This window comes from Paraburkholderia sediminicola (assembly GCF_046026895.1).
GTDB lineage: Bacteria > Pseudomonadota > Gammaproteobacteria > Burkholderiales > Burkholderiaceae > Paraburkholderia > Paraburkholderia sediminicola_C.
In genome coordinates this window covers 15,359-37,957 of the sequence record NZ_JAQQEU010000007.1, presented here as the reverse complement: position 1 = coordinate 37,957, position 22,599 = coordinate 15,359, and the positions used below count along the sequence as shown (strand labels likewise).

Genomic DNA, 22,599 nt, shown 5'->3' with positions numbered 1-22,599 from the left:
TTCGTCTCCGTTGAGTGTTGGGGTGAGACCGGCGTGGCGCTAGCTGGAAGAGTGGGCCGGGCGGTGAAAGCGGTGGTCAAGCTGGGCGACGCGACGCGGCGTTTTCCTCGCGCGCCGATGGGTGGCTAGCGACGCCGCGCATATCAGGTTCGCCGCCGCGCTCAGTGCAAACAGCACGACGAATCCGTCGTTGAAAAAGTAGGGTGTCGTCGCGAGCGCCGCGCCTGTCACCATGCCAAGGTGATGCGCGATGCCGGGACAACTCGCGCTCAGTACGCGCTGCGAGCCGCCGCGCAGGGTCGCGAGCGCCGGAATCGTCACGCAGTCGAGCAGCAGAAAGAACGTGGCCGCGAGCGGGGCAAGCGCGGGATCGTCCAGCGTCGCGAGTGCGCCGATCAACGCAGCACGCGCGATGTACAAAGTGATCATCATGCTGTTGTTGTTGCTGCTGCGCGAACGGTCGACGAGGCAGGCCAACGCGCAGACCGCGATCAACGACAGCGCGATCTGCCAGCACGATTGCGCGCCGCTCGAACCGCACAGCGCATACAACTGGAAGCGCGCGAGCGTGCCGCTCGACAGTCCCGCGAACAACGCGAGCAGGGCGGCGGCGCCGACAGGGCGAGTCGCTTCGATCTGCATGTCCGGATGGCCACGCGTGCTGGCGGTGCAAGCACACGCGCGACGCCAGTAACACAGCAGTGCGCCGCCGACCGCGACCATCAATGCAGCCACGACGCCGCCGTGCTGCATACCGTTCAGATACGCGGGCAATGCGTTCATCGCGCTCATCGTCACGATCAGCGTGGCAGCGCTCGCGAGCGTCATGTGCCGGCTCGCCGGGCGCGCCATCAGGAGCGGCACGCTCGTCATCGCCGCCAGCGCCAGCGCGCTCATCCACAGCGAACTCGCATGCTGACCAAGGCCGGCTCGCATCGACAGCGCAGCGCTGCCGCTCGCAATGAGCGCGCAGGCGGAGCCCGCCGCGCACACGGCAACCACGCTCGCCGCCGTGCTCATGCGTTGCGCGCCGCGCATCGCCGGGTCAGTGCTTGCAGCAGCCATGATCCGCGGACTTGCCATCTTCGACGCTGTTCAGATCGCGCTCGGCCGGCAGGTCCATCGTCGGGTTGCCCGAGAAGAAGTTGTTCGGCTTCAGCATGAACCCGGCGTACTCCACCGGCATCACCGGGAAGTCCTCGGGCTTGCACACATGCGTGTGGCCGAAGCTGTGCCACAACACGAGGTCCTGATTCTCGATGTTGCGGTTCGCCTCGACATAACGCGGCAAGCCGTCGCCGCCCGAATGCTGGTTCGGATAGTCGCCGCTCGCATAGCGCTCGGCCGGATCGAACGGCGTGACCCAGACGTGGCGCGTCGCGAAGCCGCCGCGTTGACGGACCTTCGAACGCTCGTCGGCCAGCATCAGCGGCGAGTCGTTGACGACCAGCTTGTAGCCCGGATTGGCACCGACTGCGTTCTTCACGTTCGGGTTGCTCACTTTCCAGTAGCGTCCCGTGCTGCCGTTCGCGAGCCGTGCGGCTTCGCTTTCCGTCTTCAACACGCGCTTCGTCGTATCGAACACGTTGCCGTACGGATTCGTATCGCCCATCGGACGCGGCACGAATTCGTGCTCCGTGACCGTGTTGCGCTCGCCGTCGACCATCATGTGCATGCGCGCGTTGAAGAAGTGCTGATGGGTCGGGCCGCCCAGGTTGTCCGTGATCATGCCGCCCCACGGATACGACTCGCCATCGGCCACCGCCGAGGTTTGCACGATGCCGGTCAGCTTGCATTCGAGCTGGATCGTGCCGTCCTGATACAGATACCAGTAGAAGCCATAGTCGTAATTGCCGACCGTCGCGAAGAACGAAATCACGAGCCGGCGCGAGCGGCGCATTTCGAACACGCCGGTGCGGAATTCATAGTGCTTCCACAGCGTGCCGTAGTCCTCTTCGTGCATGCACACGGCGTTCTTCATCACGAACGCATTGCCGAAATCGTCGGCGGACGGAATGTCGAAATAGCGGATCGTGCCGAGGCAATCGCAACCGAGTTCGAGCTGGTTCGCGAGCTTGCCGAGACCGTATTCGCCGGCGTCGAATGCGCTTTTCCAGTAGTGGTTGGTGGTCGGGTCGGAGTAGGGCACGCACATTTCCGTGACGCTCGCCCGGTAGATGATCGGCCGCGCGCTCTTGCCGTCGTCCCACGACAGCTGATGCAGCACGAGTCCTTCGCGCGGCGTGAAGCCGATGCGGAAAGTCCAGTTCTGCCAGCTCACGTGCCAGCCATCGATGTTGAAGCTCGGGCCATCAGGCTGATTGATCGACAGCGGCTTGAGCGTGCCGCGCGGCTCGCCGAGGCTCGGCGTATCGTAGTTGTGCTTGGCGCGCGGAATCGGAATGACGCGGCCGTCGTCGATCAGTTCGATCACTTTCCTTTCGAGCAGATCGACCACCGCGAGCACGCCTTCGATCGGGTGCGCGTAACCGTTGTCGGTCAGGGTCTCGCGGTAGTAGCTCACACAACGCACGAGACGGCGGCCGTTTTCGTTGTCGCGGTCGAAGCAGCCGGCCGAGAACGGATCGACCTGCACGCGCTCCAGGTCTCGCTCGCTGAGGCCGCGCTTCATCACGGCCACGCGCCATGCTTCGTCGTTCTTGACGATCTGCTCGGCGTTCATGAAGTCGTCGATCATGATCGGCGGCTGGCCGTAAGGCGCCTGATCGAACGGCAGCACACGGCGCGACGCGATGCGTTTTTCTCTCAGGTCCACGTCGAATTCGATCGTCGCGCCATTCGACCGGTCGATCGCCAGCACGAAGGCCGTGCGCGAAAAATACGAACCCCTCTTGAACGCGACCACTTCGGCTTTCGGCGGCTCGCGCAATTCGACCATCGGAAAGCGGGCGTGCGAATCGAGTTGTTCGGCGGCCTTCACGAGATCGCAGGCAAGCTGCATTTCTTCGCCGCTCAGCGGATCGAGCGGATGAACGGGGACGTGAGCAGCTTTCGTGGCATTCGTATTCATAAGATTCCCGTAAGGACGTTTGCTGGACCGCACAGCGTGCTTCTGAACCTCGATGACGCGCGGTGCACGCTGAGTCGATGGCAAATCGTAGGAACCCAATAATATTTTCGCGCTTGCTTATCGCGCCAATTGGGCGATAAAGTGCGCCAGAGGAAACGACTCGGGCAACACGACAGCGCAGACTGGAGAGGAGACGCTCAACATGAAAAAAGTCACGCTCAATGGCAGTTTCCCGATGATTCGAGCGGCGGTGATGGGACCGGTGGTGCGCGCACTCGATCAATCGGGCGCAGATTGCGACTCGCTGCTGGAAGCGTTCGGGATGAGCCGGCGGCTGCTGTCCAATCCCTATGAAATCCTGCCGCTCACGCGTTATGTGGCGGCATTCGAGCGTGCGGCGGAATTGCTTGAAGAAGCGTCGCTAGGCTTGCGCCTGGGCAGCGAATTGCAATTGACGGAACTCGGACCGGCGGGCCTCGTGTTTCTTTCGTCACAGACGCTGAATTCGGCGATGCGCAAGTTCTCGCTCGCGCTTGCGTCGTGGCAGAGCAGCACGAGCTGCGAAGTGCTGCGCGACGAAGAATGGCCGATCTGGACTTACCGGATCACCAGCGCGCAAATCTGGCCGCGTCGCCAGGATGCGGAATACAGCCTGTCTACGATGTGCAACATGATCCGGCTCGTGCGCGGCGCGGCATGGAATCCGGTCGAAGTGCATTTCGAGCACGCCGCGCCGGCGGATCTCAAGCCGTATGCGCGGATCTTTCGCGTGCCGGTGCGGTTCCAACAACCTTTCAACGGCGTGATCCTGCGTCCGCAAGATCTCGACGCGTCGCTCAAAAGCGCCGACACGCAAATGGCGCGCATGATGGAGCGCCACGCGACCGATCTGATCGCGAGCGATGCGGTGCCGCACAGCATCGTCGAGCAGGTTCGCGATCTGATCGCGCGGCGGCTCGCGCATGAAAAGCTGATCGTCGCCGACATTGCGAAAGACCTCGGGCTGTCGCATCGCTCGTTGCAACGGCATCTCGCGCAAGAGGGCACGTCCGTCCGGCAGATTCTGCGCGAGGAGCGCCAACGCAGTGTCGAAGGGTTGCTCGAACGCGACGGGCTCACCAATGCGGCGATCGCGCGCGCGGTCGGTTATGCCGACGCGACGGTGTTGTGGCGCGCCATGCGCAACTGGAAAAATAATCGCGCACGCTAGCGGTCCACTACCTTTCATTCCGAAAGCCCCGCGCAGCAAGGTTTACATCGGAACAAAACCAATCCGGCTTCCTAAGTATTTCATGCGAACCAGCGAGTTCGAAGTGGGCGCCGCATTGGCGCGCTTTATCGAAAATTTGGCGCGCTTCGCAAGGTCGTTTTATTTTTTAGCTACCTACCATGCGTTCAGCCCGAAACATTTGACGTCGGTCAAGCGAGCGCCATGACCTGAGAGTGAAAGGGTTCTGGCGAGTTTCAGACTAGCCAATAACATAGAGGCAGCGATGAATGAACCCTATTCGCCGACCAATCTGGTCGACGCGGAGAACCCCGTGGAGTTGAAGGGCAATACGCTGGGCTTGTGGCAGATCGTGTTTCTCGTGATTTCCGCGGCGGCGCCGCTCACCGGCATGCTCGGCGCGGTGCCGCCCGCCATCAGCCTCGGCAATGGCGCGGGCATTCCCGGCGCGTTCGTGATTGCCGGCGTGGTGCTGCTGATTTTCAGCGTGGGCTTTGCGTCGATGAGCCGCCACGTGGTGCGCGCCGGCGCGTTCTACGCGTACATCACCGCCGGACTCGGACGGCCGTTGGGCATGGCCGGCGCGCTCGTCGCACTGATGTCGTACACCTTCATCCAGATCGCGCTGTACGGGCTGTTCGGATTCTTCTGCGCGGTGATCCTGTCGCCGTTTCTACATACGGCTTTGCCCTGGTACGGGTATTCACTGATCTGCGTGGCGGTGGTGCAATTCACCGGCATTCGCGGCATCGATCTGAATAGCCGCCTGCTCGGCGTGCTGATGTGTCTCGAACTGGGCATCCTGTTGCTGCTCGCCATCGGGATCGTGAGTCATGGCGGCGGCCCCAACGGTCTGACGCTCGCGCCGTTCTCGCCGCAACATGTTTTCAGCGGCCACCTCGGCATTGCAGTGATGTTCGCGTTTGCATCGTTCATCGGCTTCGAGGCCACCGCGATCTACGGCAAGGAATGCCGCGATCCGAAAGTGACCGTACCGCGCGCAACGTACGTGTCGGTGCTGATGATCCTGGTGTTCTTCGCGTTTATCACGTGGACGATCGTCTGCGCTTACGGTCTCGCGGACGTGGTCGGCGTCGCCACCAAACAGCCCGGCGATTTCTGGTTCATTCAGTCCGGCAAGTACCTGGGTGGCGCGGTGACCACGGTGATGAGCTTCCTGCTTCTCAGCAGTATTTTCGCTAGCTTGCTGTCGTTTCATAACACGCTGGTGCGTTACATCCACGCGCTCAGCATGGAGGGCATCCTGCCGCAAGTGCTCAACCGCCTGCACGACAAATACCGCTCGCCGTACGTCGCGAGCTATCTGCAAACGCTGTCCGTGTGCGTGCTGCTCGGGCTCTTCATCGCGGCGGGCAGCGACGTGTTCAACATCGTGTTCAGCTGGAGTTCGGCGCTCGGCACGATCGGGGTCGTGATGCTGCAGGCAGTGACGAGTTTTTCGGTGATCGCGTTCTTCCGCAAGACGCGCAAGGACACGCGCGTATGGCACTCGTTGATCGCGCCGTTGATCGGCGGGCTCGGCCTGTTGTATATCGGCGCGATTCTGGTGCGCAATCTCGACGCGCTCAGCGGCTCCGATAGCCCGATCGTCAAGTCGTTCCCCTGGATCGTATTCGCCGTCGCGCTGATCGGCGTGCTGATCGGTCTCGTGCTGCGCAAGAAGCGCCCGGACATCTACGCACGTTTCGGCCAATAAGCGATCCGCGCACTCCGCGCTCGAAACAGCCCACCTCACTTTCCGGCAAAAAAATGGCAGACAAATTCGTCAAGCGCTCGGCGCTTGCGCTGGCTGCGTTCGGCCTCGCGATGGGCGCACACGCGCAATCTTCGGTCACGCTGTACGGCACGGTCGACGCCGGCCTCGTCTACACGAACAACCAGCAGACCACGCTCGCCGACGGCAGCACCAACGGGCACGCGAACTACCAGCTGGCGGGCGGCAATCTGGCGCCGTCGCGCTGGGGCTTGATGGGCACCGAAGACATCGGCGGGGGCACCGCGGTGAACTTCACGTTGGAAAACAGCTTGCTGATCGGCAATGGCGCGATGCTGCAATCGAACACGCTGTTCAACCGCAATGCGTGGGTCGGTTTGAACAACGGCAGTTATGGCGCGCTGACTTTCGGCCGCCAATATGACCCGTTCTCCGATTTCCTCGGCGCGTATGTGTCGAGCAACAACTGGGCGACGCTGTACGGTTCGCATGTCGGCGACGTCGACAACCTGAACGAAGCGTTCAACTTCAACAACTCGATCAAGTACCTCAGCCCGAATTTCGGCGGCTTCACGGTCGGCGGGCTGTTCAGTCTCGGCGGCGTCGCGGGCGATTTTTCGCGCAACAAGGGTTGGTCGCTCGCCGCGAATTACGCGCAAGGGCCGTTGTCGCTGAGCGCGGGGTATCTGGAGTTGAACCAGCCGCTCGACGCGGCATTGGGCGGCGCCAACGGTTATATCGGCGACTTCAGCTGCGCGAATCCGGGCGCGTCGTATTGCCAGTTGCAGAACGCGAGCAAGCTGCGGATTTTCGGGGCAGGGGGATCGTATGCGTTCGGCAAAGCGAGCGTGGGGCTGACCTACACGCATACGCGGCTGTCGCAGAGCCAGTACTTTGCCAGTCCGGCGCGGCCCGACGGCGCGGATATTTCGTTCGATATCGCCGAGCTGAACACCACCTACGCGCTCGCGCCGGATTTGCAGCTAGGCTTCGCTTATATCTTCAACGACGCGAAACCGTCGGGCAGTGCGTCGACGCGCGTGCATCAGGTGAATCTGGGGGCGGTGTACAGCTTGTCGAAGCGCACGGCGGCGTACGCGGTGGCGATCGGGCAGAAGTCGTCGGGCGCCGGGCTCGCGATCAATCCGTCGACCGGCGCGACGGAGAATCTCGCGCAGATTCCGAATATCGTCAATTCGGACTCGGACAAGCAGATCTCGGTGATCGTGGGGTTGCGGCACAATTTCTGAGCGAGCCGCAGCCGGAAAATCATCCAGCCTCAATCCGCGAGGCGCCGGTCCGCCAGCGCGTTCTGGCAATCCGCGAGCACCTGCTGCAGCAGCCGTGCTTGCGGGTCGAGTTCATCGGTATCGAGGATTTCTTCGACCGCGTCGCGCGCCCAGTCGGTATCGACGAAGCCGGCGTGCCGCTGCGCGATCTGGACCGCCGTGGCCGACAGCTTCGCGATGCTCAGCCAGTCGGCTTCGCGGGCGCGGCGATCGAGCCACTTGTGTGCGGACTGCACGTGGAACGCCGCGTCGGGCCAGTCCTCGTTCAGGTAATAGGCGCCAAGGCTTCCGCATGTGAGCCAGCACAACAGCTCCAAGCGGTCCCGTGGACTCAGATGTTGGCGTACATCACTCATGGCGACGCTCGCTGCTGTAAATTGCCCGGTGAGGATGGCGGGCCGCCATCCTCCGCTTTCAGCAACAATATCACGCAAAATTCAAGCGCGGCAATTCCTTACGTACCCTGGCGCACCTTGCCCCGCAAGCGTCGCCGACAAACACGCACCCTGCCGGTCTGCTGGCGCGGCTACCGTGTGGCGACGATGAAAAGCCGCGGAAACGGCAGCAGCACCGTGCCATCGTCGAGCGCCGGATAGGCGGCAGCGATTTCGTCGCGGTAGCGCTGCAGAAAGGCCGATTGTTCGGCCGCGTCGAGCTTCGCGAGAAACGGCCGCAGCGCGCTGCCCTTGAACCACTCGATCACCGCGTCGGCGCCGCCCGCGAGCGGGTGATGGTAGACGGTGCGCCACACGTCGACCCGCGCGCACAGGGGCTTGAGCAAGCCGTAGTACCAGGCGGCGCCGTGGCGCATGGTCCGCTCGACGCCTGCGAGCCGATGCGCCCACGGGCCGTGCGCCGCGACTTCGCGTAGCAGACGGTGCGCGGGTTCGTCGAGGTTGTCGGGCATCTGCACCGCGAGGTTGCCGCCCGGCGCGAGTTTTGTCACGAGCGACGGAAACAGCCGCTCATGGTCGGGCACCCATTGCATCACCGCGTTCGCGAGGATCAGGTCGTACGGTCCGGCGGCCTGCCACGTCGCAATATCGCCGACGTCGAACTGGCATTGCGGCAGGCGCCGGCGGGCCGCGGCGATCATGTCGGCGGAACTGTCCAGCCCGCTGATCGCCGCGCCCCGCGCGTGCGCCGCCAGCGTTTCGGTGGAGTTGCCGGGGCCGCAGCCGAGGTCCACGGCGATCCGCACGTCCGTGGCCGGCACCGCCGCCAGCAGATCCCTGACCGGGCGCGTGCGCTCGTTTTCGAACAGCACGTACTGCTGCGCCTGCCAATCCGTCGTCGCTGTCATCTGATTGCTCCTTGTGTGCTGAATAGCCGGACCGGTGGTCGGCGTGCGTGTTGACGGCGTGCCGAACCGATCCAGTGCGTGCATTCTCGGCGGCCCGGCCGGTGCAGTAAAATGAATTTATCATTCCGATTCCTTCATTTTTCTAATGAAAATCGACACCCTCGGCGTGCAGGCATTCGTGGCCATCGCGGATCGCGGCAGCTTCCAGGGCGCGGCCGATTCGCTGCACGTCACGCAAACGGCGATCACGCAGCGGTTGCGCAAGCTCGAAACTTTTCTCGGCGTCACGCTGATCGAACGGACCACGCGTTCGATGGCGCTGACCGAGATCGGCCGCAGTTTTTTGCCGCAGGCGCGCCGCCTGCTCGGCGAACTCGCCGACGCGCTGGTCGAAATCCGCGAAACGGGCGAGGCCCGCCGCGGCGACGTGTCGATGGCGTGCGTGCCGACCGTCGGCGTGCAGTATCTGCCGCGCATTCTTCAGGCGTATGCGACGCGTTATCCGCATAACCGCATCAAGATTCTCGATCACGCGTCGTCCGCGGTGGAGGAGGCCGTGCTGCGCCGGGAGGTTGAATTCGGCATCAGCATCGCGGGGGAGCCCCATCCGGATCTGGCAAGCCTGCCGCTGACGGAGGACCGTTACGTGCTGATTTGCCATCAGGATCACGCACTGGCGAAGCGCCGGCGGATTGCGTGGCGGCAACTGCAAGCGTATCCGCTGATCTTTGCCGGCGAGGTGAGCGGCAACCGCGCGCTGCTCGATGTCGCGCTGGAGACGAGCGGCCTCGCGCTGCGCTCGTTCTACGAAGTGCAGCGCAGCTCGACCGCCGTGGGGCTGGTCGCGCAAGGCGTCGGCGCGGCGGTGGTGCCGGCGCTCGCGCTTCAGAAGGGCGCGTATCCTACGGTTTGCACCATCGAACTCACGCAGCCGGTCGTGTCCCGCACGCTCGTTCTGGTCGCGCGCAAGACCGCGCATCTGTCGCCGGCCGCGCAGGCGCTGTACGACATGATCGGCGAGCAGGCGACGCTCAAAGCGGCAGACCATTGAAGGGCACCGCGTGTGCCGCGCAACGCGGATCGCATGCGGACCCGTGCGCGCAAGCTGTTCCGTTCCGGTTCATCCAGGCATCGCAACCCATCGAGACACCCACGTCCCATGCTCCAGATACTCGGCAAGACGTCATCCATCAACGTGCGCAAGGTGCTGTGGACCTGCGCGGAACTCGGGCTGTCCTTCGAGCAGGAGGACTGGGGTTCCGGATTTCGCGCGACGGACACCGCGGAATTTCGCGCGCTCAATCCGAACGCGATGGTCCCGGTGATTCGCGACGGCGTCTTCGTGCTGTGGGAGTCCAATTCGATCATCCGCTACCTGGCGGGCCGCTATCACGGCGACGCGCTCTACCCGGCCGAGCCGGGCGAGCGCGCGCGCTGCGATCAATGGATCGACTGGCAGGCAAGCGAACTGAATCGCTCGTGGAGTTACGCGTTTCTCGCGCTGGTGCGGCATTCGCCGGCCCATCAGGACCGGCAGCAGATCGCGCTGTCGTGCGCGAACTGGACGAAGCATATGGCGATCGTCGAAGGGCAGCTGGCGCGGACCGGCGCGTTCATCGCGGGGCAGGCGTTTTCGCTCGCGGACATCCCGATCGCGCTGTCCGTCAACCGCTGGCTCGAAACGCCGCTTCAGCACGCTGAATTTCCGGCGGTTGCGGCGTATATGGCGCGCCTTGGCGAGCGCGAAGGCTACCGCGAGTATTGCCGCAATGGCACACCGTGAGCGGTGCGCGCAGGGCGCTGTGCAGTGCCCGTGCCGGCTGCGAAAATCCTTCCGCCGCGCTTATGGATTCATGCCCGCGCAACGCTCGCGCGCACGGCATGCCGACTCACCTACAATGGCCGCCTTTGCGACTCAGTCTGAAGGTTCAGGAATGCGGGTATCGAAATTGGCGCTGGCTCTGGCGACAGCGTTTTTCACGGTGAGCGCGAGCGCCGAGATGACGGCTTCGCAATACAAGCAATGGGCGCACACGGATAACAACTCCGTCTACGCCGCATACATTACCGGCACGATCAACGCGCTCGGCTGGGCGAACGGCGACCTGATCGCGAAGAAGCGTCCACCGCTGTTCTGCCCGCCGCAAACGCTCGCCATCGGCAATCAGACCGTCTATCCGATGCTCGACGCGTTTTTCGCCAACCACCCGGGCATTTCGGACGATTTTCCGATCGGTCTCGCGATTCTCCGCTCGCTTCAGGGCGCGTTTCCATGCTGACCCCGTGACCCGCCGGCCCTGCTAACCCGAGGCGCGGGCGGCCAGCCGGAATGCGTCGACGGCCCACCGTGATGGCGGTTCCTTCCAGCATGAATCCCGTGCGCTGCCCGATCTCGCCGATGATGCGCTCGGACCAGCTGTGCAGCGCATCGATGTCTTCGGCGGCGAAGAGGGTGCCCCCGGCCGCCTCGTTTTGCGCTTGCAGCGCTCGCGACAGCAGCAAGGCGCTCCAGCCCGAGCATCCGATGACCGGCGGGCTCGCCGACAATTCCTCGGCCTTCACGCCGCGCCGGGATCCGACTTGGCCCGTGTAGCGCTGCACGAGCCGCCACAGCGTGGCTTCGGCTGTTTCGAATGTCAGCGCACGCACGCCTTCGCGACTTGCGCTGTGAGTTGCGGCAGCCCGTCAACGCGACGCGAACTGCGCCGTCAAGCGACAAACCCGCGCGAGACTTGCCCGCCGCCGCACCCCCTCAAACCTGCACGAGCTTCGGAATCTGCACGTCGGGATTGACGTCCGCGTCATAGTCCACGCCGGCGATCTCGAAGCCGAAGAGCCGCAGAAAATCGGTCTTGTAGCCGCTGAAGTCGGTGAGTTCGTAGATATTCTCGTTGGTCACCTGGCTCCACAGCACCTGCACGCGCTGCTGCACTTCGGGGTCGAGTTCCTTGTAGTCCGCGCGCAGCCGGCCTTCGTCGTCGAGATGCGGCGCGGCGCCATAGAGGCTCTCCTTGTACAGGCCATAGACCTGCTCGATGCAGCCTTCGTGCGTGCCTTTCTCCTTCATTACCTTGAAGAGCAGCGACAGATACAGCGGCATCATCGGAATCGCGGAGCTGGCCTGCGTGACGACCGCCTTGAGCACCGATACGCGCGCGTCGCCGCCCTTGGCCGCGAGCTTCGCGCGGATGCCCAGCACTTTCTGGTCGAGGTCTTTCTTGGCCGCGCCGATCGAGCCGTTCCAGTAGATGTCATGCGTGATCTTTTCGCCGAGATAGGTGAACGCGGTGGTCTTCGCGCCGTCCGCGAGCACGCCGGCTTCGAGCAGCGCGTCGATCCACATCTGCCAGTCTTCGCCGCCCATCACCGCGACGGTGTGGTCGATCTCGGTCTGGGTTGCCGGTTCGAGCACCGTTTCCTTGATGACTTCCTTGTCCGTGTCGATGCCGCGCAGATTCACGGCGCGGCCGATCGGCTTGAGCGTCGAGCTGAACACTTCGCCGCTTTTCGGATGCGTGCGCTTGGGCGCGGCGAGGCTGTAGACCACCAGGTCGACCTGACCGAGATCGCGCTTGATGACCTCGATGGTGCGCTGCTTGACTTCGTCGGAGAACGCATCGCCATTGATGCTGGTCGCGTACAGACCCTTTTCCGTGGCGAATCTCTCGAACGCGGCGCTGTTATACCAGCCGGCGGTGCCCGCCTTGGTTTCGCTGCCGGCGCGCTCGAAGAACACGCCGAGCGTGTCCGCGCCGCAACCGAACGCGGCGCTGATGCGCGCGGCCAGGCCGTAGCCGGTGGATGCGCCGATCACGAGCACTTTCTTCGGGCCATTGGCGATGGGGCCGCGTGCTTCGACGTACTCGATCTGTTCCTTGACGTTGGCTGCGCAGCCGGTCGGATGGGTGGAAACGCAGATGAAGCCACGCACGCGCGGTTTGATGATCATGAAGCACCTCTTGTCGGAATTTGGCGTCATTATAGTGGCCCGCGATTGCCGCGGGCGCGCCGCGCCGGTTTGGCCGCGCGCGCCGCAAAATTCGGCTGCCGCCGCGCATCTTGGTAGGATTGCGCCTTTCCCGGCAGACGGTAGCAAGCGTGAAGCGCCTCATCCCCTCGTTTCTGGCGGCCCTCGACAAAGGGCTGACCTTCGTGAATCCGCTCATCGCGCAGGCCATGTGGCACCTGCGCCATCCTACCCGGCGCGGCGTGGCGTGGGCGTGCGCCGCGCTGCCGGTGCTGCTGCTTCTGTATGTGCTCGCGCTGATTCCGTTCACGCCGGGCATCGGCGACATCCGCAAGGCGAAGATCGAGCAGCCCGCGCGGATTCTGTCGGCCGACGGCAAGCTGCTCGCCGAATTCAAGCCGTCCAACCGCGAATGGGTCAAGCTCAAGGACATCTCGCCGAACGTGGTGAACGCGCTGATCGCCACCGAGGATCACCGCTTCTACCAGCATTTCGGCCTCGACTGGCGGCGCACGGCATCGGCCGCGCTGCATACGTTTTCCGGCGACCGGCAGGGCGGCTCGACCATCACCCAGCAGCTCGCGCGCAATCTGTATCCCGACGAGATCGGCCGCGCGCCGACGCTCACTCGCAAGCTCAAGGAAGCGATCACGGCCTTCAAGATCGAGGCGCTCTACACCAAGGACGAGATTCTCGAGACCTACCTGAACACGGTGCCGTTTCTCTACAACGCGTATGGCATCGAGATGGCCGCGCGCACCTATTTCGACAAATCGGCGTCCGAGCTGAACGTGCTGGAAGCCGCGACGCTCGCCGGCATGCTCAAGGGCAACAGCTACTACAACCCGGTGCTCAACCCGGAGCGCGCGTTGCAGCGCCGTAACACGGTACTCCAGCAGATGGTCAAGTACGGCAAGCTGACCCCCGCCGCTTACGACATGCTGAAGGTCCGCGCGCTGCGCATCGACTTCGAGCGTCAGACCGAGCCGCCCGGACCCGCGCCGCACTTCGCGCAGCAACTGCGCAAGTGGCTTGCGGCGTGGGCCGATCGCAACGACTACAACATCTATTCCGACGGCCTGGTGGTGCGCACCACCATCGATTCGCGTCTGCAGAGCATGGCGACTCAGGCGGTCACGCTGCAGGGCAACCAGTTGCAGGGCATTGCGAACTCGGCGTGGCGCGCGCGCGCGGGCTGCGCGGGCGACAAGGATCTGCTGCAGACCTTCCTGCGGGAGACGCCGGACTACCGCGCCGCGAAACAGACGGGCCTGTCCGATGAAGACGCGCTCAAGCGCGTCGCGTCCGACCGCGATCTGGTGCGGTCGGTCTGCGAGTCGAAAACGCGGGTGCAGGCGGATTTCCTCGCAATGGACCCGCGCAGCGGCCAGATCAGGGCGTGGGTCGGCAGCCGCGACTTCAGCCAGGATCCGTTCGATCACGTGCAGCAGGCGCGCCGTCAGCCGGGCTCGACCTTCAAGCCGTTCGTCTACGCAGCGGCTTTCGAGGCCGGGGCGAAACCGTCCGATACTTTCGTCGACAAACCGGTCGAAATCCCGCTGGCGGGCGGCGAAGTCTGGCGTCCGAGCGACGAGGACGAGCCGAGCGCGCGTGCGATCAGCCTGCGCGACGCGCTCGCGTATTCGCGCAACCGCATCACCGCGCAGGTGATGGAGACGGTCGGCCCGAACAAGGTCGCGCGGCTCGCTCGCGCGATGGGCGTGCGCGACAGCGAACTGGACCCGGTGCCCTCGCTCGCGCTCGGCACGAGCCCGGTCACGCTGAAGGAGATGGTGTCGGCATACGGCACGATCGCCAATCTCGGCGGCTATGTGGAGCCGGTGATGGTCACGCGCATCGAGGACCGCAACGGCGAGGTGCTGGCCGAGTTCGCGCCGGCGCCGGCGCAGCAGGAACTGCCCGCCGACACCGCCCGTACGTTGATCGACGTGATGCGCGATGTCGTGAGCCGGGGCACGGGGTCGAGCATTCGCAGCCGCTTCGGCGTGCGCGGCGATGTCGCGGGCAAGACGGGCACGACCCAGGGCAACGCGGACGGCTGGTTCATCCTGATTCATCCGCAACTGGTGGCGGGCGCGTGGGTGGGCTTCAACGACAGCCGCGTGACGTTGCGCAGCGACTACTGGGGGCAGGGGGCGCATAGCGCGCTGCCGATCGTCGGCGATTTCTTCCAGCGCGCGCAGCGTTCAAGGCTGGTCGACAGCCATGTCAGGTTCGATACGACGCAGGAGCCGGGCTGGTTCGCCGGGCGCGCGGCGCGCTTGCGCGAGTGGTTCCAGCAGCTGTTCGCGGCGGCGCCGGGCAAGCCGGAGAAGGTGGTGGTGACGCGCGGTCCGGCGCGCAGGGCGCCGGCCGCGCCGGTCGCGCCGGCCGAGGGCGGGGGCGGGGCGTCGGCAGGGTCCGCCGCGTCGGCTGCCGGGTCTGAAACGGTGATCGAGCCGCGCGCGCTGCCGCCTCTGCTGCCAGCGCCTGGGTCGGCTGCGACGGCAGCGGGCGGGGCGGTCGATGGGCAAGCGCAGGGCGGCGGCGAACCGGCCATCGCGCCGACGCCGACGCCGGATGATGTCGTGCCGCCTGATGTCGGTAGTGCGGCCGACGCGGGTGGGGCGAACGGCGGTGCGACGCGCTGAGGGCTGAGGAGGCGGGCGGGGCGGTTGAGGGCGCGCGGGGGCGCGGCTTGGGTTTGCGCTGCGCGTGATCGCGTGTGCGCGGCGTGGCTGCCCCGGCTGCGTTTGCGCGCGGCTACGCCATCATGGCGTAGCTGCTCCCCCTCACGCACCGGGACGTCCTCGCGGCCCGCACTGCGCGCGGTTGCGTCTTCGCCATGACCGCTCTGGCTGACGCACCGCGCAATGGCGTTCGCACGGCGCGACGCACGCGGCTCGCACACCGTGCCGTTAGCTCCTCGCCGTGGCGACTCCAGCTCACGCACCGCGTCATGCCATCCTCACGTCGCAGCGCCCTCACTTCACCCGCCGCTAGGATCGCGCCACTTTAGCCCCCGGCGCGCGCGGATGGGGCAACCCCGCCGACGACGCTTCAAGCGATGCATCGTGATGCAGCAGCAACACGGCCGCGACGCCAACCAGCCCCGCGCCCGACAGACAGAGCAACCCGGCGCCGAAGCCGCCCGTGCTGTCCTTGATCCACCCCATCGCGAACGGTCCGAAGAATCCCGCCAGATTGCCGAGCGAGTTGATCGCCGCGATGCCGCCCGCAGCAGCCGCGCCCGACAGGAAAGAAGCCGGCAAGGTCCAGATCACCGGCAGGCAGCCGAAAATGCCGAAGCCGGCGATCGACAGCGCGATCATCTTCTGCACCGGATTGTCGAGGCCGGCCGCCGCCGCGATGCCGCCGGCCGCGACCAGCAGCGCGATCGCCACGTGCCAGCGGCGTTCGAGCTTGCGGTCCGAATGCCGCCCCCACAGCACCATGCTGATCACGCCGACCACATACGGCAGCGACGTCACGAACCCCGTCTGCAGATTGGTGAGCCCGAACGACTTGACGATCTGCGGCAGGAAGAAGCTCAGCCCGTAGTTGGTCGCGTTCGCACCGAAGTAGATCAGTGCGATCGCGAGCACGCGCGGATTGATCAGCGCTTCCTTCACGCTGAACGCGCGCACGGACTCCCGATGCTCGCGCTCCTGCTTCTGGCGCGCGACCAGCCAGTCGCGCTCTTCGGTGGCGAGCCAGGTGGCGTCGGCGGGCTTGTCGGTCAGATAGAACAGCACGACGAACGACAGCAGCACGGCGGGCAGCGCTTCGATCAGATACACCCACTGCCAGCCGGCGAGTCCGCCGTGGCCGTCCAGCGACAGCAGCGCACCGGAAATCGGCCCGCCGATCACCGTCGACAGCGGAATCGCCGCCATGAAATAGCCGACCACGCGGCCGCGATACGCGGCGGGGAACCATAAGGTGAGCAGGAAGATGATGCCGGGGAAGAACCCGGCCTCCGCCACGCCCAGCAGGATGCGCAGCCCGTAAAAGACGTGCGCCGCCGAGAGTCCGGTGAACCGCGAGATGTCGGGGATGAACGCCATCGCGCCGGCCAGAATGCCCCACGTGAACATGATCCGCGCGATCCAGCGGCGCGCGCCGAAGCGTTCGAGCAGAAGATTGGACGGCACTTCGAAGAAGAAGTACGCGATAAAGAAGATGCCCGCGCCGAAACCGAACGCGCTGGCCGACAGGTCGAGCGCCTTGTTCATCTGCAGCGCGGCAAAGCCGACATTGACGCGATCCAGATAGGCGATGAAGTAGCAGAGGATCAGGAACGGCACGAGCCGGACCGTCACGTTTTTTATGGTGCGTGCCTCAAGTTCCATCAATGTCTCCTCCGGTTGGGATCCGGTTCATTTGAACGGTGTCGTTACAGGCTAGTCGCTGGAGCGCGTTTTCGAAAGGCGTTTGCGAACGGCTGCGGGGAAAGCCTGGTAGATGCTGGACGCGGGAGTGGCGGCGGACGGATGAATCGATGAGCAGCATGGAGCGTGCCGCGGCATGGCGTCTTTCGCGAAGCTGTCGACGCAATGCAAGGCCGCAAACCGGTGACGTTCCGGCTGACGCATTGGAAGACACGAGATCGGTCCGATCGACCGGTGAACCACCCCGCACGGCCGCGCTCGAAGCATTGTTCAAACCCGCGCAACAGTGTTTTCGAGTGGAGCGACTGATCTCACGCACTCGATTGCGGATAATTACGGGTTAGTAATCGGTTCAAAAAGTGCAGGTAATCACATGGTCATTCATCATTCGGAACATATGCTCGAACGGGACGATGCGGCCGTCATGCTCTTTAGCCGAGCGGCGTTTTCGACGCGCGTGCGCGGCGTCGTTGCCGTGGTCGCCGCATGCGCGAGCCTCGCGGGATGCGCATCGACGACCGACGTCGTCGCCGCCGACAAACCCGGTACCTATACGGTCGCGGCAAGCGCGGCGGGCGGGCGCATGGCGTGGGCGTGGGCGCGCGCGCATGAGCACGCCGTGAGCGAGGCACGCGACTATTGCGAGCGTCGCGGCATGCAAAGCAGTGTGACGACGGAAACCGTCAGCGGCGTGCAGGCGATGGCCGAGCACGCATCGTCAGTCAAATTCGAATGCCATCCGAAGTTCTAGCATGAAGCGGGCAGGGACGTGGAATGCGTCCGCCGCCCATCACGAATGCGCGTTTGCAGCGAGCCGGCGCGCTCCGCTTGCAACGACGCCGGCAAGCAGCGCCGGCACATCGTCCGCGCCGGGCGCCTGCGTGGCCGGTATTGACGGCCACTCCCGCGCGATCACTTCTTGTCGAACGTCACGAGGTTCCTGTCTTTCGTATCCGCCACGAAGATGGCTAGCAACTTCGCCGGTTCGGTAGCGCTCGCGTTTTCGCTGACCGTGTGATGGACGCCGGGCTTCTCGGTCCAGTGTTCGCCCGAGTGATAGACGCGTTCCTCGCCATCGTTGACGCGGCTGCGGATCGCCCCCGACAGCACGTAGCCAACCACAAAAGCCTGTCCATGCCGATGCGACGGCGACTTGCCGCCCGGCGCGTAGTCGACCACCAGCGCGGTCATCGTCTTGCCCGGCACGTTCGCGATCGCTTCCGCGAAAGCCGGCGTGACCGTTTCGCGCGCGGCGGTGGCGTCGGCGGCGAACGCGCACTGCGAAGCTCCGGTGATCGACAATCCCGCCAACGTTGCAGCGGCGATAAGAGTGCGGATATTCATCTCGTTACTCCTGAGCAAGCGTGATGACTTCATGGTTCGTATCGACGGTGGTCGCAATGGAGGCGCGCGGAATGCGCTTCGCCCAACTCGCCCAGTTCGCCGCCACCCCGCCCAGTTCCGCGCGCGCCCGTTCGAGCGCTTCGGCGCGCGCCTCGCGGTTCGCAAACTGCAGCGGTTGCGCATCGACGAAGGTCGGCGTCGGCGACGCCGAGAAACCCGAATGCCGCTTTCAGCGCCGGCGTGAGCGCGTCCATCGACTCGTAGGGCGAGCCCGCGCGCAGGTCCGCCCCGCGGCTCGTGATGAACAGCACCTTCTGCCGTACGAGTTGCCCGACGACGCGGCCGTCGTCCGAATTCACGTAGGTCAGGCCGGTGCGCGTGACGCTATCGATGAACGCCTTGAACGCGGAAGGCATCGACCAGTTATACATCGGCATTGCGAACACCAGCGCGTCGGCGGCGAGCAGGCGCTCGCACAGCGCACCCGACGACGCCAGCGTCGCCTTCATCGCCGCCGTGCGTTCCTGCGCGGGCGTGTAGGTCGCAATCGCGAACGCTTCGCTGACGTGCGGCGGGGTATCGACCGTGACCTCCAGGTAGTCCACTTCGATGTCCACGCGCGCCTCGCGCAGACGTTCCACAAAATAGCGGCTCAATGCGCGGGAGTTGGAGCGCTCGCGTTTCGCGCTGGCGTCGACGTGCATGATCTTCATGATTTGCGTTCTTGCGGTACCGTTTTAGACTGAAAGCAGATTAAACGCTCGACTGGCTTTATCAAATGACCGATTTTTGCTGATTTGAGGTAACCACTTCAGCGCGGCCCGAAAGCCTCGGAATAGGGCGCGCCATGCAACACCGAACTGCCGGAACCGATCTTTCGGCTTTATCTGACTTTGCAGATAAAGTTCCGCTCATCGACCCGGAGATTCGCGATGAACCACTACTCGCCCGACAGTTTCAGCCTGACCCAGAGCGTGGGCTTCTCGATCAACAAAGCGCGCAACCTGCTCGTAACCGAGATGGATGCCGCGCTCAAGGAGCTCGACATCACCAGCCAGCAGATGGGCATTCTGCTGTCCATGCGGCGGGGCGTCGCCACCACGCCGTTCGAATTGTCGAAGCTCCTCGGCATCGACACCGGCCTGATGACACGCATGCTCGACAAGCTGGAAACGCGGGGTTTGCTGGCGCGCTCGCGCAACATCGAGGACCGCCGCGTCGTCAATCTGAAGCTGACGAAGGAGGGCGAAGCGGTCGCCGCGCAGCTTCCGCAGATCGCGCCGGCGGTGCTGAACCGGCGTCTGAAAAAATTTACTTAAGCCGAATTCGAAGAATTGCGCCGCTTGCTGAACAAGTTTCTCGCGGAGTAGGCGCAACGTGAACGAACGCGCACGCGGACGGACAGCGCAGTGGATGCCGGCCGCGATTTTTTCACCCAGTTATCTGATAGATCAGAAAATAAGATCGCAGTTAATCGGGCAGGCAGCTGGATCGCGAACGTCGGCATCTGGAGCGACAAGCCGATGGCGCACCCGCAGACCTACGCGACTCAACAAAGCATTGCATAGGACCACGGCCATTGGCCCGTGGTCGATCAGGCGGACCACTTCGGCGACGCGCAACTGACGGCCCTGATTTCCGGCTGCGGCAGCGAAACTCACCGCTTGCGTCTGACGAACGGGCTGCCCGAAAAATCAATCGACGCGCGGCCAGGAGACTCGGCAGTCGAACGGGAACGGCGAGCCGGGCGCACCGATGCCGGTTCGGTCCGCGCTATCTCCAGTCGCCGTGACATCGTTTCGAGACGCTGCCGAAGCAGTTCGGTGGATGCCAGCCGCTCGGCGAGCAACGCGTCCTTCCGCGCCAGTTGCGCGTCGATCGCCGCACATCGTGCCGTCGACGCGGCGAGTTCAGCCTTCGCAGTAGCGAGCCCATCGCGCAGCGCGTCGCGTTCCGAGCGATGTTCCGTCTCCAGCAGCGCGATCCTCTCATTGGCGGCATGAAGCTCCTTGCGCACGCGATTCGCCGCCGCCCGCTCGCTCTCGATTTCAAGCAGCGCGCGTTTTTCGGCGGCGGCCAGCCGCTGCTCGTTCTGATCGTGTGACCGGCGCAGCTTGGTCAGCTCATCGGCGAAATCGCGTCTTGCGTCAGCCAGCGCGACCGCGCCCGCCGTGATCTCGTCTTTCGACGCCGCCAGTTGCCCGGTCAGCATCTCGTTTGCGGTCTGCAACTCGACGAGGCGCGCTTCGAGCGCGCAAATCTGCTGGCCGAGCGCGGCGGCAGTGCTCGCCGCGTGTTCGGCTTTCAGCGACGCGTCGTCGCGTTGCGCTTCCCACTGCCGCGCCTGCTGGCGAGCATTGGCGATCTGCGCCTGTGCATCCTGCCTGAACACGTCCAACGCGGCGGTCGCGGCGTCACTCGACAGGCGCCAGAGATTGGCCGCCAGCGCACCGGCCGCCGTGGCGACTTCGGGCGGCAAGTCCGGACGTCCAACGTCGACCCGCGTCTTTTCGCGCACCTCGACCCAGAAATCGCGCAACGCCTTGGCCGGCGCGCTCATGCTGCCTTTGCGCACCAGTTGATACAGACGATTCGCGGTCGGGGTTTCGCCATAACGGAAAAACATCAGCGCACAAACCTCGCGATACAACGCCTGCGTGTCCGACGCGTGTTCGCGGACGGCTTCAATGTCGGATTCGAGTGTCATGGGTGGCGGACAAGATTGGAACGAATGGATGTGTTGATAATACAACGTAATATGAAAGTAACGCTACAGCATATAACTATATACACGACATTAGTAGTATAATGTCGTGTAGAGTCTATCGACGCCTTGTCTGGCGTTTCCGTCGCAATCTGGAGCGCGAACCATGTCCCATGCTCAACTCGCCACCGTGCAGCCGGTCGAATCGCTGGCCGTTCCGGCAAGCCTGGACGGCCGCGACGGCACCAATCGCGGCGCCATAGAAAGTTCGCAGCTCTCGGCCCGCAACGATCTGGATGCCGTGCGCGCCTGGCTCTCGAACTACGCGGACACCAAAACCACCTTCGACAACTACCGCAAGGAAGCCGAACGCCTGCTGCTGTGGGCCGTCGTGCAACTGGGCAAGCCGCTGTCGTCGCTCACGCACGAGGACCTGCTGGTGTTCAGGTCGTTTCTCGCCGATCCGCAGCCGGCCAGCCGCTGGGTGTCCATCAACGGCGGCAAATATGGGCGCGGCGACGAGCGCTGGCGGCCGTTCAACGGGCCGCTGTCGCCGGCCAGCCAGCGTCAGGCGCTGATCATCCTGAACGCGATGTTCACGTGGCTCGTCAACGCCGGGTACCTGCGCGGCAATCCGATGGCGCTGTTGCGGCAACGGGCGAGGCGCTCGGCGCCGCGGGTCACGCGCTATCTGTCGACCTCGCTGTGGGACGAAGTCAAGCAGTTCGTCGAACAACTGCCCCAGGAAACCGACGCGCAACGCGCGTACTACGCCCGTTGCCGATGGCTGACCACCCTGTTCTATCTCCAGGGCATGCGGATTTCGGAAGTTGCCGCTGGCCAGATGGGGAGTTTTTTCCGCAGGCTCGGTGCGGATGGCAAGGATCAGTGGTGGCTGGAAACGCTGGGCAAGGGCAACAAGGAGCGCATCGTGCCCGTTTCGACCGAGCTGATCGACGAACTGCGCAGCTACCGGACGCAGAATGGTCTCGCCGGCCTGCCGACCCGGTCCGAGGAGACGCCGCTCGTCATTCCGTTCAAGGGCAGACACCGCTGCCTGTCCCGTTCCGCGATCCACGATGCGATCAAGGGCGTCTTCGGTGGCGCGGCGTCGTGGCTGCGCGCGCGAGGCCCGGAATTCGCCGACCGCGCCGACGAACTCGAACGGGCGTCGGCGCACTGGCTTCGCCACACCGCCGGTTCGCATCAGGCCGACGGCGGCGTCGATTTGCGCACCATCCGCGACAATCTCGGGCATGTGTCGCTGAACACGACGAGCCTTTATCTGCACACTGAAGACGACGCGCGGCATACGGAAACCGTCAAACGTCACCGGATGAATTGGGGTGCAGCGCAAACCAATGACGACGATTCGGGCAACGCGTAATGGACCGGCAGTCGGGTTTGAACCGCAAGGCGCGTCAATTCGCCCGCTGCCAGCCCTCGCCACACCGCGCACAAGCCGCAACAACCCGCCAATCTCGCCCGATTGCCCGCTAGAATGCGCGGCTTTGCCCGCTTCGGCCTCGCCACAAGGCAAAATACGGGTTTTGCGCGCGCCGCAAACGCCGCGTACGCTGGATCGCGCGTCGGCGGCTGACAGGCCG

The 22,599-nt window shown here is 64.4% G+C and carries 19 protein-coding genes and 1 pseudogene; 11 read left to right on the top strand and 9 right to left on the bottom strand.

Annotated features, from left to right (window positions below):
- Nucleotides 1-39: 39 nt before the first annotated feature.
- Both PQR02_RS07165 and PQR02_RS07160 read right to left on the bottom strand, forming a co-directional pair.
- Nucleotides 40-1,065: an MFS transporter gene (locus PQR02_RS07165; protein ID WP_408227568.1), complete on the bottom strand. Its 1,026-nt coding sequence runs from the start codon at nt 1,063-1,065 to the stop codon at nt 40-42.
- Nucleotides 1,046-3,031: a primary-amine oxidase gene (locus tag PQR02_RS07160; protein WP_408227565.1), complete on the bottom strand. Its 1,986-nt coding sequence runs from the start codon at nt 3,029-3,031 to the stop codon at nt 1,046-1,048. The genes PQR02_RS07165 and PQR02_RS07160 overlap by 20 nt, the downstream gene beginning before the upstream one ends.
- A gap of 202 nt (nt 3,032-3,233) precedes the next feature.
- On the opposite strand from PQR02_RS07160, the gene PQR02_RS07155 reads away from it, so the two are divergent.
- From PQR02_RS07155 to PQR02_RS07145, 3 genes are all read left to right on the top strand, one after another.
- Nucleotides 3,234-4,241: an AraC family transcriptional regulator gene (locus PQR02_RS07155; protein ID WP_408227562.1), complete on the top strand. Its 1,008-nt coding sequence runs from the start codon at nt 3,234-3,236 to the stop codon at nt 4,239-4,241.
- A gap of 283 nt (nt 4,242-4,524) precedes the next feature.
- On the top strand, nt 4,525-5,976 hold the full coding sequence (locus PQR02_RS07150; RefSeq protein ID WP_408227559.1) for an APC family permease: 1,452 nt from the start codon (nt 4,525-4,527) through the stop codon (nt 5,974-5,976).
- Between the two features lie 53 nt (nt 5,977-6,029).
- Entirely contained in the window at nt 6,030-7,244 is a 1,215-nt protein-coding gene (locus PQR02_RS07145; protein WP_408227556.1) for a porin, read from the top strand.
- A 29-nt stretch (nt 7,245-7,273) separates the two neighbouring features.
- On the opposite strand, the gene PQR02_RS07140 is transcribed toward PQR02_RS07145, so the two are convergent.
- Complete coding sequence (locus PQR02_RS07140; RefSeq protein ID WP_408227553.1) at nt 7,274-7,639, bottom strand: hypothetical protein; 366 nt, start codon at nt 7,637-7,639, stop codon at nt 7,274-7,276.
- A 170-nt stretch (nt 7,640-7,809) separates the two neighbouring features.
- Nucleotides 7,810-8,586 (bottom strand): trans-aconitate 2-methyltransferase, encoded by a 777-nt coding sequence (tam, locus tag PQR02_RS07135; protein ID WP_408227550.1) that lies wholly within the window; start codon nt 8,584-8,586, stop codon nt 7,810-7,812.
- 145 nt (nt 8,587-8,731) lie between these two features.
- Here tam and PQR02_RS07130 point away from each other — a divergent pair, with 145 nt between their 5' ends.
- The 3 genes from PQR02_RS07130 to PQR02_RS07120 all read left to right on the top strand — a co-directional run bounded on the left by PQR02_RS07130 (nt 8,732) and on the right by PQR02_RS07120 (nt 10,865).
- Nucleotides 8,732-9,637 (top strand): LysR family transcriptional regulator, encoded by a 906-nt coding sequence (locus PQR02_RS07130; RefSeq protein WP_408227548.1) that lies wholly within the window; start codon nt 8,732-8,734, stop codon nt 9,635-9,637.
- Between the two features lie 108 nt (nt 9,638-9,745).
- Entirely contained in the window at nt 9,746-10,369 is a 624-nt protein-coding gene (locus PQR02_RS07125; protein ID WP_408227545.1) for a glutathione S-transferase family protein, read from the top strand.
- Nucleotides 10,370-10,520: 151 nt separating this feature from the next.
- A complete protein-coding gene (locus tag PQR02_RS07120) occupies nt 10,521-10,865 on the top strand; it encodes a hypothetical protein (RefSeq protein WP_408227542.1) in 345 nt (114 codons plus the stop codon).
- 473 nt (nt 10,866-11,338) lie between these two features.
- Here the strand turns inward: PQR02_RS07120 and fabV are convergent, their stop codons facing one another.
- Nucleotides 11,339-12,535, bottom strand: coding sequence for an enoyl-ACP reductase FabV (gene fabV, locus PQR02_RS07115; protein ID WP_408227539.1), 1,197 nt, complete (start codon nt 12,533-12,535; stop codon nt 11,339-11,341).
- A gap of 149 nt (nt 12,536-12,684) precedes the next feature.
- Here fabV and PQR02_RS07110 point away from each other — a divergent pair, with 149 nt between their 5' ends.
- On the top strand, nt 12,685-15,204 hold the full coding sequence (locus PQR02_RS07110) for a penicillin-binding protein 1A (RefSeq protein WP_408227536.1): 2,520 nt from the start codon (nt 12,685-12,687) through the stop codon (nt 15,202-15,204).
- Between the two features lie 348 nt (nt 15,205-15,552).
- On the opposite strand, the gene PQR02_RS07105 is transcribed toward PQR02_RS07110, so the two are convergent.
- Entirely contained in the window at nt 15,553-16,905 is a 1,353-nt protein-coding gene (locus PQR02_RS07105; protein ID WP_408227533.1) for an MFS transporter, read from the bottom strand.
- A 463-nt stretch (nt 16,906-17,368) separates the two neighbouring features.
- Here PQR02_RS07105 and PQR02_RS07100 point away from each other — a divergent pair, with 463 nt between their 5' ends.
- On the top strand, nt 17,369-17,695 hold the full coding sequence (locus tag PQR02_RS07100; RefSeq protein ID WP_408227919.1) for a hypothetical protein: 327 nt from the start codon (nt 17,369-17,371) through the stop codon (nt 17,693-17,695).
- Nucleotides 17,696-17,856: 161 nt separating this feature from the next.
- On the opposite strand, the gene PQR02_RS07095 is transcribed toward PQR02_RS07100, so the two are convergent.
- Both PQR02_RS07095 and PQR02_RS07090 read right to left on the bottom strand, forming a co-directional pair.
- Nucleotides 17,857-18,288, bottom strand: coding sequence for a cupin domain-containing protein (locus tag PQR02_RS07095; RefSeq protein WP_408227530.1), 432 nt, complete (start codon nt 18,286-18,288; stop codon nt 17,857-17,859).
- Nucleotides 18,289-18,292: 4 nt separating this feature from the next.
- Nucleotides 18,293-19,001, bottom strand: a pseudogene (locus tag PQR02_RS07090) (FMN-dependent NADH-azoreductase).
- Between the two features lie 219 nt (nt 19,002-19,220).
- On the opposite strand from PQR02_RS07090, the gene PQR02_RS07085 reads away from it, so the two are divergent.
- Both PQR02_RS07085 and PQR02_RS07080 read left to right on the top strand, forming a co-directional pair.
- A complete protein-coding gene (locus PQR02_RS07085; protein ID WP_408227527.1) occupies nt 19,221-19,607 on the top strand; it encodes a MarR family winged helix-turn-helix transcriptional regulator in 387 nt (128 codons plus the stop codon).
- 90 nt (nt 19,608-19,697) lie between these two features.
- Nucleotides 19,698-19,856: a hypothetical protein gene (locus PQR02_RS07080; RefSeq protein WP_408227524.1), complete on the top strand. Its 159-nt coding sequence runs from the start codon at nt 19,698-19,700 to the stop codon at nt 19,854-19,856.
- Between the two features lie 89 nt (nt 19,857-19,945).
- Here the strand turns inward: PQR02_RS07080 and PQR02_RS07075 are convergent, their stop codons facing one another.
- Nucleotides 19,946-20,995, bottom strand: a complete 1,050-nt coding sequence (locus PQR02_RS07075) for a DNA-binding protein (protein WP_408227521.1) — start codon at nt 20,993-20,995, stop codon at nt 19,946-19,948.
- Between the two features lie 163 nt (nt 20,996-21,158).
- On the opposite strand from PQR02_RS07075, the gene PQR02_RS07070 reads away from it, so the two are divergent.
- The gene (locus PQR02_RS07070; RefSeq protein ID WP_408227518.1) at nt 21,159-22,379 is read left to right on the top strand and encodes a tyrosine-type recombinase/integrase; all 1,221 of its coding nucleotides are present in this window, start codon (nt 21,159-21,161) and stop codon (nt 22,377-22,379) included.
- The last annotated feature ends 220 nt before the right edge of the window (nt 22,380-22,599 follow it).

Coding starts and splice junctions, on each gene's coding strand:
- PQR02_RS07165 (WP_408227568.1), bottom strand. CDS start 1,065: ATGGCTGCTGCAAGCACTGACCCGGCGATGCGCGGCGCGCAACGCATG.
- PQR02_RS07160 (WP_408227565.1), bottom strand. CDS start 3,031: ATGAATACGAATGCCACGAAAGCTGCTCACGTCCCCGTTCATCCGCTC.
- PQR02_RS07155 (WP_408227562.1), top strand. CDS start 3,234: ATGAAAAAAGTCACGCTCAATGGCAGTTTCCCGATGATTCGAGCGGCG.
- PQR02_RS07150 (WP_408227559.1), top strand. CDS start 4,525: ATGAATGAACCCTATTCGCCGACCAATCTGGTCGACGCGGAGAACCCC.
- PQR02_RS07145 (WP_408227556.1), top strand. CDS start 6,030: ATGGCAGACAAATTCGTCAAGCGCTCGGCGCTTGCGCTGGCTGCGTTC.
- PQR02_RS07140 (WP_408227553.1), bottom strand. CDS start 7,639: ATGAGTGATGTACGCCAACATCTGAGTCCACGGGACCGCTTGGAGCTG.
- tam (WP_408227550.1), bottom strand. CDS start 8,586: ATGACAGCGACGACGGATTGGCAGGCGCAGCAGTACGTGCTGTTCGAA.
- PQR02_RS07130 (WP_408227548.1), top strand. CDS start 8,732: ATGAAAATCGACACCCTCGGCGTGCAGGCATTCGTGGCCATCGCGGAT.
- PQR02_RS07125 (WP_408227545.1), top strand. CDS start 9,746: ATGCTCCAGATACTCGGCAAGACGTCATCCATCAACGTGCGCAAGGTG.
- PQR02_RS07120 (WP_408227542.1), top strand. CDS start 10,521: ATGCGGGTATCGAAATTGGCGCTGGCTCTGGCGACAGCGTTTTTCACG.
- fabV (WP_408227539.1), bottom strand. CDS start 12,535: ATGATCATCAAACCGCGCGTGCGTGGCTTCATCTGCGTTTCCACCCAT.
- PQR02_RS07105 (WP_408227533.1), bottom strand. CDS start 16,905: ATGGAACTTGAGGCACGCACCATAAAAAACGTGACGGTCCGGCTCGTG.
- PQR02_RS07100 (WP_408227919.1), top strand. CDS start 17,369: ATGCTCTTTAGCCGAGCGGCGTTTTCGACGCGCGTGCGCGGCGTCGTT.
- PQR02_RS07095 (WP_408227530.1), bottom strand. CDS start 18,288: ATGAATATCCGCACTCTTATCGCCGCTGCAACGTTGGCGGGATTGTCG.
- PQR02_RS07085 (WP_408227527.1), top strand. CDS start 19,221: ATGAACCACTACTCGCCCGACAGTTTCAGCCTGACCCAGAGCGTGGGC.
- PQR02_RS07075 (WP_408227521.1), bottom strand. CDS start 20,995: ATGACACTCGAATCCGACATTGAAGCCGTCCGCGAACACGCGTCGGAC.
- PQR02_RS07070 (WP_408227518.1), top strand. CDS start 21,159: ATGTCCCATGCTCAACTCGCCACCGTGCAGCCGGTCGAATCGCTGGCC.